Origin of the sequence: Zobellia russellii (assembly GCF_044597075.1) — a bacterium.
Taxonomy (GTDB): domain Bacteria; phylum Bacteroidota; class Bacteroidia; order Flavobacteriales; family Flavobacteriaceae; genus Zobellia; species Zobellia russellii.
Genome location: NZ_CP139000.1, coordinates 1,906,869 through 1,925,492, shown reverse-complemented (window position 1 = coordinate 1,925,492; position 18,624 = coordinate 1,906,869). Strand labels below are relative to the sequence as shown.

Annotated in this window: 16 protein-coding genes; 9 read left to right on the top strand and 7 right to left on the bottom strand. The window is 38.9% G+C overall.

Features of this window, described 5'->3' with window-relative positions:
- Window positions 1-7: 7 nt before the first annotated feature.
- Both msrB and SJY45_RS07655 read right to left on the bottom strand, forming a co-directional pair.
- Window positions 8-505 (bottom strand): peptide-methionine (R)-S-oxide reductase MsrB, encoded by a 498-nt coding sequence (msrB, locus tag SJY45_RS07660; RefSeq protein WP_400073883.1) that lies wholly within the window; start codon window positions 503-505, stop codon window positions 8-10.
- Window positions 506-670: 165 nt separating this feature from the next.
- Window positions 671-1,237, bottom strand: a complete 567-nt coding sequence (locus tag SJY45_RS07655) for a collagen-like protein (protein WP_303406853.1) — start codon at window positions 1,235-1,237, stop codon at window positions 671-673.
- A 189-nt stretch (window positions 1,238-1,426) separates the two neighbouring features.
- Between SJY45_RS07655 and glgB the strand changes: the two genes are divergently transcribed.
- From glgB to SJY45_RS07635, 4 genes are all read left to right on the top strand, one after another.
- On the top strand, window positions 1,427-3,325 hold the full coding sequence (gene glgB / locus SJY45_RS07650) for a 1,4-alpha-glucan branching protein GlgB (RefSeq protein WP_303406852.1): 1,899 nt from the start codon (window positions 1,427-1,429) through the stop codon (window positions 3,323-3,325).
- A gap of 99 nt (window positions 3,326-3,424) precedes the next feature.
- Window positions 3,425-5,824: a glycoside hydrolase family 31 protein gene (locus SJY45_RS07645; protein WP_215912393.1), complete on the top strand. Its 2,400-nt coding sequence runs from the start codon at window positions 3,425-3,427 to the stop codon at window positions 5,822-5,824.
- Window positions 5,825-5,860: 36 nt separating this feature from the next.
- Window positions 5,861-6,670, top strand: coding sequence for a M48 family metallopeptidase (locus SJY45_RS07640; RefSeq protein WP_400073882.1), 810 nt, complete (start codon window positions 5,861-5,863; stop codon window positions 6,668-6,670).
- A gap of 60 nt (window positions 6,671-6,730) precedes the next feature.
- Window positions 6,731-8,068: an MFS transporter gene (locus SJY45_RS07635; protein WP_400073881.1), complete on the top strand. Its 1,338-nt coding sequence runs from the start codon at window positions 6,731-6,733 to the stop codon at window positions 8,066-8,068.
- Between the two features lie 32 nt (window positions 8,069-8,100).
- On the opposite strand, the gene SJY45_RS07630 is transcribed toward SJY45_RS07635, so the two are convergent.
- Genes SJY45_RS07630 through SJY45_RS07615 form a run of 4 tightly spaced genes read right to left on the bottom strand, consistent with a single transcriptional unit; the run spans window position 8,101 to window position 11,044 of the window.
- On the bottom strand, window positions 8,101-8,823 hold the full coding sequence (locus SJY45_RS07630) for a head GIN domain-containing protein (RefSeq protein ID WP_215440892.1): 723 nt from the start codon (window positions 8,821-8,823) through the stop codon (window positions 8,101-8,103).
- A 32-nt stretch (window positions 8,824-8,855) separates the two neighbouring features.
- On the bottom strand, window positions 8,856-9,947 hold the full coding sequence (locus SJY45_RS07625) for a hypothetical protein (RefSeq protein ID WP_400073880.1): 1,092 nt from the start codon (window positions 9,945-9,947) through the stop codon (window positions 8,856-8,858).
- Complete coding sequence (locus SJY45_RS07620; protein WP_400073879.1) at window positions 9,928-10,488, bottom strand: hypothetical protein; 561 nt, start codon at window positions 10,486-10,488, stop codon at window positions 9,928-9,930. Before SJY45_RS07620 ends, SJY45_RS07625 begins: the two co-directional genes overlap by 20 nt.
- A gap of 1 nt (window position 10,489) precedes the next feature.
- The gene (locus SJY45_RS07615) at window positions 10,490-11,044 is read right to left on the bottom strand and encodes an RNA polymerase sigma factor (protein ID WP_400073878.1); all 555 of its coding nucleotides are present in this window, start codon (window positions 11,042-11,044) and stop codon (window positions 10,490-10,492) included.
- 233 nt (window positions 11,045-11,277) lie between these two features.
- Between SJY45_RS07615 and lon the strand changes: the two genes are divergently transcribed.
- Together lon and cmk are read left to right on the top strand one after the other, a co-directional pair.
- Complete coding sequence (gene lon / locus SJY45_RS07610) at window positions 11,278-13,728, top strand: endopeptidase La (protein WP_400074311.1); 2,451 nt, start codon at window positions 11,278-11,280, stop codon at window positions 13,726-13,728.
- Complete coding sequence (gene cmk / locus SJY45_RS07605) at window positions 13,728-14,420, top strand: (d)CMP kinase (RefSeq protein ID WP_289040809.1); 693 nt, start codon at window positions 13,728-13,730, stop codon at window positions 14,418-14,420. The genes lon and cmk overlap by 1 nt, the downstream gene beginning before the upstream one ends.
- A gap of 53 nt (window positions 14,421-14,473) precedes the next feature.
- On the opposite strand, the gene SJY45_RS07600 is transcribed toward cmk, so the two are convergent.
- The gene (locus SJY45_RS07600) at window positions 14,474-14,854 is read right to left on the bottom strand and encodes a LysM peptidoglycan-binding domain-containing protein (protein WP_215440886.1); all 381 of its coding nucleotides are present in this window, start codon (window positions 14,852-14,854) and stop codon (window positions 14,474-14,476) included.
- A gap of 266 nt (window positions 14,855-15,120) precedes the next feature.
- Here SJY45_RS07600 and rpsA point away from each other — a divergent pair, with 266 nt between their 5' ends.
- The 3 genes from rpsA to SJY45_RS07585 all read left to right on the top strand — a co-directional run bounded on the left by rpsA (window position 15,121) and on the right by SJY45_RS07585 (window position 18,617).
- Window positions 15,121-16,953, top strand: a complete 1,833-nt coding sequence (gene rpsA, locus SJY45_RS07595) for a 30S ribosomal protein S1 (protein ID WP_215912387.1) — start codon at window positions 15,121-15,123, stop codon at window positions 16,951-16,953.
- Between the two features lie 195 nt (window positions 16,954-17,148).
- Entirely contained in the window at window positions 17,149-17,688 is a 540-nt protein-coding gene (pyrR, locus tag SJY45_RS07590; protein WP_215440884.1) for a bifunctional pyr operon transcriptional regulator/uracil phosphoribosyltransferase PyrR, read from the top strand.
- A gap of 2 nt (window positions 17,689-17,690) precedes the next feature.
- A complete protein-coding gene (locus SJY45_RS07585; RefSeq protein ID WP_215440883.1) occupies window positions 17,691-18,617 on the top strand; it encodes an aspartate carbamoyltransferase catalytic subunit in 927 nt (308 codons plus the stop codon).
- The last annotated feature ends 7 nt before the right edge of the window (window positions 18,618-18,624 follow it).

Genomic DNA, 18,624 nt, shown 5'->3' with positions numbered 1-18,624 from the left:
AAGAGCACTATTCCGCAGGTACAAAATTTAGCGCAACTCCATTTATACAGTGTCTTAAGCCAGTGGGCTTGGGGCCATCTTCAAAAACGTGCCCTAAATGACCACCGCAGGTAGCGCAGTGCTCCTCGGTTCTTTTATAACCAATTTTATAATCCACATCATAACCCACATTTCCTTTTATTTCTTCGTAGAAACTAGGCCATCCCGTACCGGAATCAAATTTGGTATTGCTTTTGAACAACTCCGTACCACAGGCCGCGCAGACATAAGTGCCTTCTTTTTTGTTTTCCAATAAATCCGATGAAAAAGGGTTTTCGGTAGCGGCCTTGCGCAGTACATAATATTCGGCATCCGTAAGTTCTTTTTGCCACTCCGCATCCGTTTTTACTACGCTGAAGTTTGTTTCTTTCTTGTCTGTTGTTTTTTGAGCTGTTTCTTTCTTTTGAGAATTACCTTGACACCCTACAAGGGCAAAACCAATGGTAATAAGTATATTTTTGTACATAGCGTTTTTAATTTTTTTAGGTTTTCAATTAGACGAAAGAGAAGCTTCTTCCTTTCAAATTTAACTGTATTTACGATATTTTTTAGAAATGGTTTTGGTTTCCCCTAAAAACGGAACACCCTGCTCCAATTAGGGCAGGGTGTCTATTTTATTTATTTGTGAATGTTATTTGAACGATGCTTTTAAAACATCGGCTTCCGTAAGCCCCATGCTGCTCATTACCGCAGAAATGCTGCTTTTGTCTATTTTGGCAGTTGCAGCTTGACCGGGTACTATAACGAACCTGAAAAGCTGGCCTTGTGTAAATTGGGTTTCTAAATTTGAAAGGTCATAGTTGCCAGAGATAAGGATTTCTACATCTTTTGTAGTGTGCCCCGGAGTATATTGAATGGTTCCCTCGTTTGTAAAGAAAGCTTGCGGTATTAGATTCCAAACATCATCTTGGCTACCGTCTTGAAATTCTACTGTTCTATCATACTGGTATACTAATACGGCATCGTTGGGCAATACCTCAAAACTTGTAAAATCTTCAAAGGCTAAAACGCTTTCGTACAAATTATCTTCTGATATATAAGTGAAGTCTACATCATCTACTTCAAAAACTTGTGCTTGTGTGCCATCTTCACCGTTTTCACCAGGACGTCCAATAGGTCCTTGAGGGCCGGTTGGACCTTCACAGGCAGTAAAAAAAAGTGTAAAGAATGTGCCGAGCAAAAGAAGGGATTTTTTCATAGTATTCATTTTATAGTTGAAAATTTTAAAGATATTTAAGAATCTTTTTTCAAAAAGCGTTCCATTTTTGAATTATTCGTATCTTTTCTTTGTAACATTGAAATGCTGACATAAAGTTAATTAACAAATATGTAACCTTTTTTGTAAAGTTGCTTAGATTTGTCAGCATTACCTAACTAATCGAACACTATGCCACAAGTAACTGTTTTTAGTCTTTTCTCCGAATTTGATATTGATCTTTTTAAATCAGGTAAACATTTTAGATTATATGAAAAGCTAGGTTCCCACCCAATGGAATTAAATGGGGTTAAGGGTACTTATTTTGCAGTCTGGGCTCCATCTGCACGTGCGGTATCCGTAATCGGTAACTTTAATAGTTGGGATGATAGCCAGCATATGTTAAATGTAAGATGGGACGGTAGTGGTATATGGGAAGGTTTTATTCCCGAGGTTGGCGAAGGTGAAATTTACAAGTATAAAATATACTCAAATAACCATGGAGCGGTAACTGAAAAGGCCGATCCTTTTGCAAGATATTGTGAGCATCCCCCAAAAACAGCTTCTATTGTTTGGAAAGCGGATTACACATGGGGAGATACGAAATGGATGGAAACCCGTAAGGAAAAAAATGCATTGGATGCTCCGTTTTCTGTCTACGAAGTGCATTTGGGTTCTTGGAAACGTGATAAAGACGGAAACTTTTTAACCTATAAGCAACTGGCCAAAGATTTGGTGGCTTATGTAAAGGAGATGGGCTTTACCCATGTAGAGTTCATGCCTATTATGGAGTATCCTTACGATCCTTCTTGGGGATATCAGCTAACCGGATATTTTGCGCCCACATCAAGATTTGGAGACCCTGAAGGTTTTAAACTATTGGTAGATGCGCTGCACCAAGCAGAGGTTGGGGTTATTTTGGATTGGGTGCCTTCACATTTTCCAGAAGACGCACATGGCCTTGGCTTTTTTGATGGTTCTCACCTTTATGAGCATCCAGACCGTAGAAGAGGGTATCACCCAGATTGGAAGAGTTTGATTTTTAACTACGGAAGAAACGAGGTACGTGCCTTTTTGATCAGTAATGCCATTTTCTGGCTAGATCAGTTTCATGCAGATGCCTTGCGTGTAGACGCGGTAGCTTCTATGCTTTACTTGGATTATTCTAGGGAAGAAGGTGAGTGGGAGGCTAATATGTACGGAAATAATGAAAACCTTGAGGCCTTATCCTTTATTAGGGAGTTTAATGAGGCCGTTTATGGCAGTTTCCCGGATGTGCAGACCATTGCGGAAGAATCTACTGCATTTTCTGGAGTCTCTAAGCCTGTTATGTACGGAGGTTTAGGCTTTGGAATGAAATGGATGATGGGATGGATGCACGATACACTAGAGTACTTTAAGAAAGAACCTATCTATAGAAAACACCATCAGAATGATCTTACGTTTAGTGCAACCTATGCCTTTACGGAGAATTTTATGTTGCCATTTTCGCATGATGAGGTGGTATACGGTAAGCAATCATTGGTGTACCGCATGCCTGGCGATGAGTGGCAGCGTTTTGCAAACTTGCGTTTGATGTTCGGTTATATGTTTACCCATCCCGGAACCAACCTTATTTTTATGGGTGGTGAATTTGGACAGACTTCTGAATGGAACTTTCAAAAAAGTTTGGATTGGGACCTTACGCAGTATGAAGTTCATAGTGGAATACAAGAACTTATAAAGGATTTGAACGCTATTTATAAAAGTTTTCCGGCCCTCTATCAGAAGCAATTTAGTCCGGATGGGTTTCAGTGGATAGATTACGGAGACCATGAAAACTCTGTACTCACCTATATTAGAAGAGGCCATGATACGGAAGATGATATCTTTATTGCATGCAACTTTACACCTGTTCCTAGGGAAAAATATAGAGTGGGTATACCCAAGACTTCAGGTAAGCTAAAAATCATTCTAAACAGTGATGATAAAAAGTACGGAGGAGCGGGAATGGACCCTAAAATTTCGGGGATAAAGAAAAAACCTTGGCATGGTCGCGAACAATCCGTAGAATTGACTATTCCACCTTTAGGTATTGTTATTTTTCAGTAGGTTGCTCTACTATAATGACAATAGTTGGTAAATGTTGTGAAATCATTTCGTTTTTAAGGTTTAAAGTCTTTTTTTTGTTAGTCTTTAAATATCAAACTAATGATAACCAATACAGAACTAGAATATAAAGGAAACCTTTACCCAAATCATATTGTAGATTATGTAAGGGATAAGGATAAGTTCTATTTTACTACCGAAAACGGTGTAATCTTAGAAGTCACGGTAATTCAGGATAGGACAATACGGTTCCGTTATGCTACGGAGCATGCGTTTCAGCCAGATTTTTCATATGCCGTTGATCCTAACGCGAGCCGAGGGTATAGTCACCTAGATTGCTTGGAAACAAAAACGGAATACATTATAGAGACCTCAAAACTTCAGGTCCTTGTAGATAAAAAAACATTACGTACCCAAATATCCGATTTAAACGGTAATATCATCAGTGAAGATGAATTAGGCTTTCACTGGGAAGAAAACTACGAACACGGTGGTAATACTGTGAAGATGAGTAAAATAACCCAGAATACGGAGAGCTTCTACGGTATGGGGGATAAAGCTACTCATAGTAACCTTAAGGGAAAAAGGGTCAATAATTGGGTAACCGATCAATACGCATATGGTAAAGATCAAGACCCATTATATAAAGCAATTCCATTTTATATAGGCCTGCACAGCGGCCAAGCATATGGTATTTTTTTTGATAATAGTTTTAGAACCCATTTTGATTTTGCTCACGAACGCCGTTCAACCACAAGTTTTTGGGGAGATGGTGGTGAAATGAACTATTACTTTTTCTACGGACCGGAAATGCATAAAGTGGTAAGAGCGTATACCAATCTTACGGGAGCGCCAGAATTACCGCCTTTATGGGCTTTGGGCTATCACCAGTCCAAATGGAGTTATTTTCCGGAAAGTAATGTAAAGGATATAGCCAAACAGTTCAGGGACCTTAAAATACCATGTGATGCCATTTATTTGGATATTGATTATATGGACGGTTTTAGGTGTTTTACATGGGATAAAAAGAGATTTCCCGAACCCAAACGTATGATCGATGAACTATATGAAGACGGTTTTAAGACCGTAGTCATGATCGATCCAGGAATTAAAGTGGACAAAGATTATTGGATATATCAAGAAGCTGTAGAAAACGATTATTTCTGTAAGCGGGCAGATGGTCCGCGAATGAAGGGTAAAGTATGGCCTGGGGAATGTAATTTTCCCGATTTCACCAATCCTGAAGTGCGGGAATGGTGGGCAGAACTTTATAAGGAATTTATGGCCGAGATAGGGGTGCATGCCGTTTGGAACGATATGAACGAACCTGCGGTAATGGAAGTACCTTCTAAAACGGCACCATTGGATACACGTCATGATTATGACGGCCACCCTAGTAGCCATAGAAAAGCGCATAACATTTATGGTATGCAAATGGTACGGGCAACCTATGAAGGTGTTAAAAGATATGTGTACCCTAAGAGACCCTTGGTTATTACGCGAGCGGCTTACTCCGGTACGCAACGTTTTGCTTCAACTTGGACGGGAGACAATGTAGCTACTTGGGAACATCTATGGATAGCCAATGTGCAAATGCAACGGATGTGTATGAGCGGTTATTCTTTTGTAGGTTCGGATATTGGCGGTTTTGCGGAACAACCAAACGGGGAGCTTTTTGCCAGATGGATTCAATTAGGGATTTTTCACCCTTTCTGTAGAGTGCATTCCAGTGGAGATCATGGCGATCAGGAGCCTTGGTCCTTTGGAACGGAGATTACGGATATTGTTAGAAAGTTCATAGAATTACGTTATGAATTGCTGCCGTACCTGTACACAATGTTTTGGAGGTATTCAAAAGAAGGAACTCCAATGTTGCTACCTATAGTTTGTTATGACCAAGAAGATACGCAAACGCATTTTAGAACGGATGAGTTTATTTTTGGAGAACAGATTTTGGTATGTCCAATTCAAGAGCCAAATGCTAAAGGGCGCAGAATGTATATTCCTAAAGGGAATTGGTACAATTATTGGAACGATGAAATTGTTGAAGGAGGGAAAGAAAAATGGGTTGTAGCAGATATTGATAAGATTCCACTTTTCATAAAGGCAGGTGCCATTATTCCAAAATATCCGGTACAGCAATATGTAGGAGAGTTGGAAATTAAAGAACTTATATTGGATGTATATTTTACCGAAGGAGAGGAAAACTCTGCGGTCTATGAAGATGCCGAAGATGGTTATGCCTACGAAAACGGAAAATATAGTCTAAGAAATTTTAAACTTCTGGGTAAAGAAGGGGAACTTAAAATACAACAATTTAAAGACGGGGCTTTTATTACCAGTTACGAGACGTTTAAAATCAATTTGCACGGTCTTCCCTTTAAAATTGGTAAAGTACAGATAGATAACGAAGATGTGGATTTAAAAACTATTATGCCAAATGGGGATAATACGGTTCATGTAAGCAAAGATTTTACGCAATTGCGCATAACTGCCATTTAAGTTTTTTCGTATTTTACAGGTCTAAACATAACTGTTATGAAAAAAGTAATTTTAGTTCTCGCCCTTTTCTTAGGGGTAGCTTCCTGTAAAACAAATCCGTTTACAGGGAAAAAAGTGTTGAATTTTTATCCGAACAGTCAGCTTTTTCCAACTGCATTTGCTCAGTATGACCAATTTTTGACGGAAAACAAAGTAGTTGAAAATTCGGCGGATGCCAAAATGATAACAAAAGTGGGGCAACGTATATCTTCCGCAGCGGAGAGATGGTTGACCGCCAATGGGTATTCCGGGTATCTTAAAGATTATAAATGGGAGTACAATCTGGTAGATGATAAAACAGTAAACGCTTGGTGTATGCCAGGAGGGAAAATTGTTTTCTATACAGGTATTTTGCCCATTTGTGCGGGTGAAAGAGGTGTAGCCGTTGTAATGGGGCATGAAGTAGCGCACGCATTGGCCGATCATGGCGCACAACGTATGAGCGCCGGAACGTTACAACAATTAGGGGCGGTAGCCGGAAATGTGGCTATTCAAGATCCACAGAAACGGGAAATGTTCAACCAGGCCTATGGTGTTGGTTCTCAAGTAGGGGTAATGTTGCCTTTCAGTAGAAGCCATGAGACAGAAGCGGATCGTATAGGTCTTCAGATTATGGCTATTGCAGGTTACGACCCAACGGAAGCGGCCGAATTGTGGAAACGTATGAAGGCCAATAGTGGAGGTCAAGCTCCGCCGGAGTTTATGAGTACGCACCCTTCCAATGACACTAGGATTAATAATCTTACGGAATGGGCTCCAGCGGCAAAAACTGAGGCCAAAAAGTTTGGGGTTACTAGTTTTCAGTAAATCTTACAATTATTGTATATTTAAAACCGTTCTCAAAAAGAACGGTTTTTTTATACCATTATGCCAAAAACCAACCTTCCAAAAGGAAGTAAAAAACTACTAAATGCTTGGACATTCTATGATTGGGCCAATTCAGTTTATAATTTGGTCATCTCTTCAGCGGTATTTCCTATTTTTTACGGAGCCTTAACCCTGGTCAAGGATAAGGAAGGTAATGTTCTAGATGACACAGTACGCTTCTTGGGAGTAGATTTTAATAATGATACTTTAATTAGTTACGTAACGGCAGCGGCCTTTTTGGTGGTCTCGTTTTTAAGTCCGTTTTTAAGTGGAATTGCGGATTACGTAGGCAACAAGAAAATATTTATGAAGTTCTTTTGCTATCTGGGGGCTCTCTCGTGCATAGGGCTCTATTGGTTTAGCATGGATTACCTCTGGTTTGGCCTGTTGTGCTATTTTACTGCTTTAATAGGATTTTGGTCTAGCTTGGTTTTCTACAATTCGTATTTGCCGGATATCGCTTTTCCCGAACAGCAAGATGCTATAAGCGCAAAAGGATATTCTTTGGGATACATTGGTAGTGTAGTTCTTTTGATTATTTGTTTGGCAATGATTTTAAAGTTTGATTCGTTCGGATTTGAAGACGAATCAACACCTACCCGGCTTTCTTTTGTACTAACGGGCTTATGGTGGATCGGTTTTAGTCAATACACCTATTATCATCTTCCCAAAGGGAATAAAAAGGAAACTTTTACAAAGGATATACTGTTTAACGGTTTTAAGGAATTGAAGCTTATTTGGTCAAAAATAAAGACCAACGTGCCGTTAAAGCGATATTTGGGTGCGTTTTTCGTGTACAGTATGGCTGTACAGACCATTATGTTGATCGCTACTTATTTTGGAATTGAAGAATTGGATTGGGGTACCACGGATTCCACTACGGGGCTGATTGTTAGTATTTTGCTTATTCAGATTGTTGCGGTTTTAGGGGCTTTTGTAACGTCGCGTTGTTCATCACGTTTTGGCAACATCAACGTTTTAATTGTTTTGAACCTTATTTGGATTTTCATCTGCATTTTTGCCTATACGATTACCACACCTATGGAGTTTTATATAACCGCCGGGGCAGTGGGCCTCGTGATGGGGGGAATACAATCCTTATCTAGATCAACATATTCAAAGCTTTTACCGGAAGATGCGGTAGACACCACTTCTTATTTTAGTTTTTACGATGTTTCGGAAAAAATAGGAATTGTGATAGGAATGTTGAGCTATGGCTACATTGCCCAGATTACGGGAAGCATTAGGTATTCAATTATATTTTTAGGACTATTTTTCTTAATAGGGATGTTTCTTTTGACGCGGGTAAATAAAAAAGCCTCTATAAAAGAGGCTTAGTTAGATGACTGTAGTGATCGCTTTTTGATGTATTATCCTTTAGAAACATCGCCCGAACCCGATGTTTTTGTATCTATTTTTTTGGGGTTCCCGCGATAGCTAATATCACCGGAACCGGAAACCCTTGCTTTTAATTTTTCGTTTACCGTAACTTTTATATCCGCAGAACCGGAGATTGTGGCTTCTACATTATCGGCATTTAAATCGTAAGCCCTAATGTCTCCAGAACCCGAAATAGTAGCTTCAAAATCATGGGTATTACCACTTAGGTTCATATCTCCGGAGCCGGACATAGAGGCCACAAGGGCATCCGTTGTAACATCTAAAGTAATATCACCCGAACCGGACATAGATGTTTTGAATCTAGAGGTCTTTAAAGTAGTGTGTCCAACAATATCCCCGGAACCGGATAGACTTAGCGCATCAATACGTTCTACAGGTACTTTTACTTTGATGCTGCCTTTGTGTAAAGAAGGCCTTATGCTTATGCCTTTTTTGACTCTTATGACCAATTTTTCACCCTGTACTTCGGTAACGATGTAATCCAATAAATTCTGTTCTCCGCTAATCACCAGTTCTCCTTCATTGCCTTCTACAAGGTCTACGTCAAAAGAACCGGAAACCGCAATGGCATCGTAATCGCCAACGCTACGCTCTATACTCACTACATTTCCATTGCCTTTTATGCCTTTCCCCCATTGTGCGGAACAAGAAACGGCTGCTAATGCTAAACTTAATACGATCCAATTTTTCATGACTGTTTGTTTTAATTGATTATGATGATGATTTAATTTTTATAGAATGTTACGCCCCCGTAGTCGCTAGAAATAGAAACGGAATTACCACTATTGTTAGAACCGTAATAGCCTTTGTAAAACCTACTTGTATTTTTTTCTTCGCTTATATTAATTTCAAAATCATCCTTGCCACTAACACCTGAATAAGATGTTTTAATCTCAAAGTTGAAATGGTAATTAGGATCATAGCCTATTTTAACCCCGGTATAGTCTGTCCTTAGTTGCATATTTCCAGCATCTTGGGCCATGTTCGCTATTTTTAGGGAACCGTAATCCGCTACGATATCTACATTGCCGTGAACCGTACCCAATTGAACATTAATATAATCTCCTGTTCCTTGTATGTTGTTGACTTCGGCAATTTCAATTTTACCATAATCACTATTATATTGCAAGTTTTTCATTTGGGCTACGGAACCGTTGGTGTAGTCTGCACTAATAATCAAATCACCTGCTTTTTCAATGTGAAAACCGGAATAATCAGCTGAAATTTTACCGCTGTTAATAAAGGAAATGGTAGATTTTGTAGTGTAATCAAAATTCAATTGATTGTTCCTGCCGCGCAGTTCTCCAATATCCAATCTGCCATAATCGCAGTTTATTTTTGCATGCCCGTCTACTCGGTCAATACTAATACTGCCATAATCATTGTTCAGATCAACATTGTTCTTTACCGGCAACTTTATGGTATAGTTGATTTGCATGTTTACATTATTGCTTTTTCCCCAGTTCCACCCCCATCTACTATTATTGTTATCAATGTTGGTTCTAGCGGAAACTATGCTTTTTGAGGCTTCAAAATCTACAGAAATCCCATCTAATTTTTCCTGAGCTTTTTCTTCGTTATTGCTGTTGGTCTTAATATGAACTTCAATAAGAATGCGGTTTTCGTTCCAAGAAATAATGTTCACATTGCCATAGCTGTTGTTAACTTTTAAAAGAGCATCGGCATTGACGTAAAACTCCTTTTTTATGGTTTTTTCTTTGCTGTGTTTGCCTTTTGGTTCTCTGGTGTTTGCCATGAGTAACATGGGAACCATCAGAAAAAACAGGGCAATGGATTTATATTGTAGTTTTTGCATTATCGTAATTTTTTAAATTTTTTATGGTTTCAATTGTATTGAGAACGTCCTGTAATAGGTCAATACGCGTTTGAAAGTTTGTAATCATTGCACTTAAAATGAGTTTGCTGTTGCCTCCATTAACCAAGTCTTGCTCCAATTGGGTGTAATTGGTTTCCAGTTTCTTAAGTTGTATCATGGTGTCATCAATTATTTTTTTGGTTTCGGGCGTGCTTTCGCTTTTAAGTGTGTTGACCTGTTGTTCAATAAGGCTCGCAAAATAAAATTCAGTACGTGGTACTTCCGGTGATATCTGGGCAACCTGCTGTTCCAAAGACGGCTTTGATTTATACACATTAAAGACAATTGTGCATAGAATTGCAATAGAGGCTGCAATGGACAAAGGTTTCCACCACGATTTGTTCTTTCCGGTTAAGGTCTTAATGCCTTGTTGGGTGTTCAATTTTTCTAAAAACCGTTGCTCGTGCCCATGGGCGGGTACCTCATGGTCAAAAGAACCTTCTAGGTTTTTGAATAGATTATCTATATTGTCTTCTTTCATCTTAAACTTCCATCAATTTATTTCTTAGGCTCTCCTTGGCCCTAGAAATAGTAGTTCTACAATTGGCATAACTCATATTCATAATTTCACCGATTTCTTCATAATCGTAACCTTCAATAAGATGTAAGGTCAAAGAAATTCTGTAGTTGTCCTTTAAACACTTCATGGTCTCCATCACTTTTTGAGCCTTCGTTTCAGTAAACGCATGAGGGTCTGCGACACCTATATCATTATCTTCAACCTTGTACAATACATCTTGTATGGCAACTTCGTTTTTTTTCTGTTGCTTTCGGTAGTGATAGATACTATTGTTTATTACAATGCGTTTTAACCAAGAGCCAAAAGTTACCTCGCCTTTAAACGTATGCAGTTTCGTAAACGCGTTCAGAAACGATTCTTGCATGACATCTTCGGCTTCATCGCTCTTTTTTACAATACGTACGGCCGTGTTGTACATGGCTTTGTAATAACGATTGTAAACTTCGAGCTGGGCACTTTGCTTTCCGTCCAGACACATTTGTAATAAAGTGTCAATATGTTCTCTTTCTTGGCTCAAAAAGTGAAAGGTTTTCTTAAAGATGACCTAAGATATGGATTGTTACAGTTTGGAGGGAAAAATAAATGAACGGCATTTCTTTGGGTATGGCATAAGAATTGTCAATATTGCACCGATAGAAAAGGCACTATTCTACATTCTAGCAATGTTTACGGTGTCTTAGAGGAATATGAAGATAACAGATAACTAAGGGTTTCTGTCATTAAAATGACAGAATGACCGCAATTGATACTATGGGAGATCCTAAATTCACGAATTTTGACAATATGTCGCTACAGTCCATTGATGAAGATGCTGAGCTGATACCCCTTTTGACCGCAGAAGACGAGGAAGAGATGAGTAATGAAGCCTTGCCAGAAACACTACCAATATTGCCTTTACGCAATACCGTTTTGTTTCCTGGTGTGGTAATTCCTATTACAGCCGGCAGGGATTCGTCTATTAATTTGATCAAGGACGCCAACAATGGGTCCAAGGTAATAGGTGTGGTATCTCAAAAAGACAAGGATACTGAAAACCCTACGGTAAAAGATATAAACGTTCTGGGAACGGTAGCCCGTATATTAAGGGTGTTGAAGATGCCCGATGGAAATACTACGGTAATCCTACAAGGTAAAAAGCGTTTTGAAGTAGCTGAAATACTTACCGAAGAGCCTTATATGACTGCTACCGTGAGGGATACCAACGAGCAAAGACCTAACCAGACCGAGCCGGAATTTTTGGCCATTATAGAGTCTATTAAGGACTTGGCTCTAAAGATTATTAGAGACAACCCGAACATACCAAGTGAAGCCTCTTTTGCAATTAAGAACATTCAGAGCAATTCATTTTTAATCAACTTTGTTTCGTCCAATCTTAACCTTGGCGTAAAGGAGAAACAGGAATTGTTAGAAATTAACAATCTTCAGGAGCGTGCACTTGCCACATTAAAACATATGAACCTTGAGCTTCAGAAATTGGAGTTGAAGAATGATATACAGTCCAAAGTACGCAATGACATGGACCAACAGCAGCGTGAGTATTTCTTGCACCAACAAATGAAGACCATTCAAGAGGAGTTGGGCGGAGTTTCGCATGACGATGAAATTGTTGAAATGCGCAAGAAAGCCAAAAAGAAAAAGTGGGACGCAAAGGTAAAGGAGCATTTTGATAAGGAATTGTCAAAAATGCAGCGTATGAATCCACAAGTGGCCGAGTATTCCATCCAAAGAAACTATTTGGACCTATTTCTAGATTTACCATGGAACGAGTTTTCAAAGGATAAGTTCGATTTGAAAAGGGCTCAGAGAATATTGGATAGGGATCATTACGGACTAGAGGACGTAAAGCGAAGAATCATTGAATATTTAGCGGTTCTAAAGCTTAGAAACGATATGAAGTCTCCTATTTTATGTCTATACGGACCTCCGGGCGTTGGTAAAACCTCGTTGGGTAAATCCGTAGCGGAAGCCCTAGGAAGGGAATATGTAAGAATATCTTTGGGAGGTTTAAGAGATGAGGCCGAAATACGTGGGCATCGTAAAACCTACATTGGGGCAATGCCAGGTAGGATTGTTCAAAGCTTGAAAAAGGCAGGAACGTCCAATCCCGTTTTTATTTTAGATGAAATAGATAAGCTATCCAGTAGTCATCAAGGTGATCCATCGTCCGCAATGTTGGAGGTTCTGGATCCTGAGCAAAATGGTGAGTTTTATGATAATTTCTTAGAGATGGGTTATGACCTTTCTAAAGTGATGTTCATAGCAACGGCAAATAACTTGTCAACCATTCAGCCGGCGCTACGTGACCGTATGGAAATCATAAACGTAACGGGGTATACCATTGAGGAGAAGGTTGAAATTGCAAAACGGCATTTGCTTCCAAAGCAACTAACGGAGCATGGTCTTAAACCAAAAGACCTTTCCGTTGGAAAACCACAATTAGAAAAAATAGTAGAAGGATATACGCGTGAGTCCGGAGTTCGTTCTTTGGAAAAACAGATTGCTAAAATGGTACGTTATGCGGCCAAAAATATTGCAATTGAAGAAGAGTACGATGTAAAGGTGACCAATGAAATTATTGAAAAGGTTTTGGGTCCTGCACGTCTGGAGCGCGATAAGTATGAAAATAATGATGTAGCAGGGGTTGTAACCGGTCTTGCATGGACAAGTGTTGGTGGAGATATTCTTTTTATAGAATCAATCTTGTCCAAGGGTAAAGGAGCTTTAAATATTACCGGAAATCTAGGAAAGGTAATGAAAGAGTCCGCCACTATTGCTATGGAGTACATTAAATCCAATGCGGATAGATTTGGGATAAATTCAGAAGTGTTTGATAAGTATAATGTTCACATTCACGTTCCGGAAGGCGCTACTCCTAAAGATGGTCCTAGTGCTGGTATAACCATGTTAACCTCATTGGTTTCTTTGTTTACGCAAAAAAAAGTAAAGAAAAGTTTGGCCATGACAGGAGAAATAACGCTAAGAGGAAAAGTGTTGCCTGTTGGTGGTATAAAGGAAAAAATCTTAGCGGCTAAAAGAGCAAGAATCAAAGAGTTAATTCTTTGTAAAGACAATGAAAGAGATATTTTAGAGATAAAAAAAGAGTATCTTAAGGGCTTAAAATTCCACTACGTTACAGATATGCACGAAGTGGTAGATATTGCTATTACGGCCCAAAAAGTTAAGAACGCTAAAAAACTCTAATGTCTAAGATTACAATTGCCATAGACGGATTTTCTTCTACCGGGAAAAGTACTTTGGCCAAGCAATTGGCCAAAGAATTAGGTTATGTATATGTAGATACGGGCGCAATGTATCGTGCCATAACGTTGTTTGCTATGCGTAACGGATTTATTGGTGGAAAGGAAGAACGACTTGAAGATTTGGTGAAATTGTTACCAAAAATCAGGTTAAAGTTCGTTCCCAATCCTGATCTTGGTTTTGCCGAAATGTATCTCAACAATGAGAACGTGGAGAAAGAAATACGCACTATGCAGGTTTCTAAACATGTGAGTAGAATTGCTGAACTTGAGCAAGTACGTTACATGTTGGTAGAAATGCAAAAGGCTATGGGCAAGGAAAAGGGAATTGTTATGGACGGCAGGGATATCGGTACCGTGGTTTTTCCCGATGCCGAGCTTAAGATTTTTATGACTGCATCTCCACAAGCAAGGGCTACGCGCAGATATAAAGAGTTGTTGGATAGGGGGGAGGAAGTCTCTTATGAAGATGTGCTGGAAAATGTGCAGAAGCGAGATTTTATAGATTCCCACCGCGAATTTTCTCCATTGCGTAAAGCGGATAATGCCATAGAGTTCGATAATAGTGATATGGGACTCAAGGAACAATTTGAACGGCTACTCAGTATAGCCGATCGCTGTATTGAGAAAGTATAAAAAAACGTGCCAGAAATTAATCTGGCACGTTTTTTATTTGTTTTCGGTTCCTCTTAGATATTAGGGATAACAAGAACTTGATCAGGGTGAATAACATCCGGGTTAGTCAATACACCTGTGTTGGCAGCAAAAATCTGCTTGTATTTCATTGGGTCCCCGTAATATTGTTTTGCAATTTTGCTCAAAGACTCACCGCTCTTTACCGTATGTCTGTGATACACAGAAGAATCACCTACCGTAATATTGGCCTTAAGATCAGAAGGGTTTTCGCCGCCCAATTGCTTTATCTTGTCCCAAAGCAAATTCTTTTCATATTGGGTGTTGGCTTCACCTTTAATTTTTAGCACACCGTTTTCTTCGGAAACATCTCCATTTTTTATACCTAATTCTTCACCAAGATTTAAAACTTCTTGATATTTTGCTTTAACGCTCATACGTAATACTTTTTAATGGTTAATATTCTTGACCCCAAGATAACGATAAAACCACTGTTTTACGTATAAAATGGAGTAAAAAAAGGTTGCAATAACAATGCTGTGGTAATAAGGTTGGTAAACTAATAAAAAAGATGTATTTTTGCACTCCTTTTTTACAAATTCATCAAGAGCGAAAAGGAAAGATAAAAAATTGACATATAACAACTTCTGCGATCATTGTTTAACTCTTGTGCCATCGTAGAATACAAATTTAAGATCAGCAAATGGCTGAAGAAAAAGCAACAGCTCAGGTAGAGGAAACTTCTACCGAGGCAAAACAAGAAGTAAAAGAACAAGCTCCTAAGCAAGATCCAAAAGAATTTTTGGAAAACTTTGATTGGGAGAAGTACGAAGAAGGTATTGAAAGAGTAGATGACTCTAAATTAGAGGAATTTGAAAAGTTGGTAGCTGAAAACTTCGTAGATACTGCCGATGAAGAGGTAGTTGAAGGTAAGGTAGTTTATTTGACCGACCGTGAGGCGATCATAGACATCAATGCCAAATCTGAAGGTGTTATTTCTTTGAACGAATTCCGTTACAACCCTAACTTAAAAGTAGGTGATAAGGTTGAAGTTCTTATAGACATCCGTGAAGATAAAAGTGGCCAATTGGTACTTTCTCACAGAAAGGCTAGAACCATTATGGCTTGGGATCGTGTAAATGCGGCCCACGATAAAGAAGAAATTGTTAGTGGTTTCGTTAAATGTAGAACAAAAGGTGGTATGATCGTAGATGTGTTTGGCATCGAGGCGTTCTTGCCAGGTTCTCAAATTGATGTGAAGCCTATTCGTGATTACGATCAGTACGTTGGTAAGACAATGGAATTCAAAGTGGTTAAAATTAACCATGAATTCAAGAACGTTGTAGTGTCTCATAAAGCGTTGATCGAAGCAGATATCGAAGAGCAGAAGAAAGAAATCATCAGCCAGTTAGAAAAAGGACAGGTGTTGGAAGGTGTTGTGAAAAACATTACTTCTTACGGTGTGTTCGTTGATCTTGGTGGTGTTGATGGTTTGGTACATATTACCGATCTGTCTTGGAGCCGTATCAACCACCCGAACGAGGTTGTGGAATTGGATCAGAAAATCAATGTGGTTATCCTTGATTTTGATGAGAACAAATCTAGAATCCAGTTGGGTATGAAGCAATTGGAGAAACATCCTTGGGATGCTTTGAGCGATGAAATCAAAATTGGAGACAAAGTAAAAGGTAAAGTAGTTGTAATCGCAGATTACGGTGCATTTATTGAGGTTGTTGAAGGTGTTGAAGGTTTGATCCACGTTTCTGAAATGTCTTGGTCTACGCACTTGCGTTCAGCTCAGGATTTCGTGAAAGTTGGTGATGAGGTAGAAGCTGTGGTATTGACATTGGATCGTGAAGATCGTAAAATGTCTCTTGGTATCAAGCAATTGACTCCAGACCCATGGACTGATATTACTACTAAATACCCTGTTGGTTCAAGACATTCTGGTATCGTTAGAAACTTTACCAACTTTGGTGTTTTTGTAGAGATGGAAGAAGGTATTGACGGTTTGATTTATATCTCTGATCTATCTTGGACTAAGAAAATCAAGCACCCATCTGAGTTTGTTTCTGTTGGAGACAAAATGGAGGTTGAAGTGTTAGAGTTGGATGTTGAAGGTCGTAAGCTTAGCTTAGGTCACAAACAGACTACGGAGAACCCTTGGGATAAGTACGAAGCTGAATTTGCTGTTGATACTGTTCATAAAGCAACTATTACCGATATCGTTGATAAAGGTGCTACAATAGACTTTAATGAAGATATCACTGCTTTCATTCCGCAACGTCATTTAGAGAAGGAAGATGGTAAGAAATTAGGTAAAGGAGACGAAGCCGAATTTAAGATCATTGAGTTCAACAAAGATTTCAAACGTGTTGTTGCAAGTCACACTGCTATTTTCAGAGAAGAAGAGCAGCGTAACGTTAAGGCGGCACAGAAGAAAGCTGCTGCATCTGCAGAGGAAGCTAAGCCTACTTTAGGTGATGCTAACGAAGCATTGCAAGCGTTGAAAGATAAGATGGAAGGTAAGAGCTAAATCTTACACTAATCTATATAGAAATCCCCATAGCCTTTTGGTTATGGGGATTTTTTTTGGTCTATAAAACTATTTTTAAAGGACTTAAGAAGCTTCTAGATTTTATTACTTTGGAAGAAAACGGTATACATTTAAAAATCACTTTTTTTCTAACTAGAATTCCCTATTTTTGTTGAGCTAAAGCAATAGAGCAGTATGGGGCAAAAAGTACTTCTTTCTGAAAAGGAAATAAACATCATACTCCATCGTTTGGCATGTCAACTTCTCGAAAACCATCTAGATTTTAAAGATACCGTACTTATAGGCATTCAGCCTAGGGGTATTTTTGTGGCAGATAGGTTAACCAAAATTTTGCAGGAAGAATACGGCGTAAAGGAAATTAAGCTAGGCTTTTTGGATATCACTTTTTATAGGGACGACTTTAGAAGGGGTGATAAAACCTTGGAAGCAACCAAGACCAAAATAGATTTTTTGGTGGAGGATAAAAAAGTGGTACTTATAGATGATGTACTGTATACCGGGCGTAGTATTAGATCTGCGTTAACGGCTATCCAATCTTTTGGGAGACCTTCGGAAATAGAGTTGCTAACCCTTATAGACAGGCGTTTTAGTAGACATTTGCCTATACAGCCAAACTACAGGGGCAGACAGGTAGATGCTATAAACGATGAAAAAGTTAAGGTTCTTTGGAAAGAGAACGATGGTGAAGACGTGATATATTTGATAAATAAATAACAATGGCGGAACTGAGTGTAAAACACTTACTGGGAATCAAATATTTAAATGAGAATGACATTCAGCTCATTTTCGAAACCGCCGATCATTTTAAGGAAGTTATTAATCGTTCTATAAAGAAGGTACCTTCCTTAAGGGATATTACTATTGCGAATATCTTTTTTGAGAACAGTACCCGAACTAAGCTATCTTTTGAGCTTGCAGAAAAAAGGTTGTCTGCGGATGTCATTAACTTTTCGGCGGGCCAATCATCGGTTAAAAAAGGGGAGACCCTAATAGATACGGTTAACAACATCCTGTCTATGAAAGTAGATATGGTGGTTATGCGCCATCCCAATCCTGGGGCCGGAATATTTTTGTCCAAACATGTTAAAGCATCTATAGTCAATGCTGGAGATGGTGCTCATGAACATCCTACCCAAGCGCTTTTAGATTCTTATTCCATTCGTGAAAAATTGGGAGATGTTGCAGGTAAGAATGTTGTGATTGTTGGGGATATTTTGCATTCCCGCGTAGCGTTGTCCAACATATTTGCTTTAAAGCTTCAAGGTGCGAACGTAAAAGTATGTGGGCCTAAGACCTTACTGCCAAAATATGTGGAATCATTAGGGGTAGAAGTAGAAACGGACTTAAGAAAGGCTTTAAACTGGTGCGATGTGGCAAATATGTTACGAATCCAGAACGAAAGACTGGATATTAGTTATTTCCCTACCACTAGGGAGTATACGCAGCAATTTGGTGTCAATAAAAAATTGCTGGACAGTTTAGATAAAGAGATTGTAATTATGCACCCAGGTCCAATAAACAGAGGTGTGGAAATTACCAGTGATGTGGCGGACTCAAAACAGTCCATTATATTAAATCAAGTAGAAAATGGAGTTGCCATTCGTATGGCAGTGATTTATTTATTAGCTTCAAAAATAAAATAATAAAAGT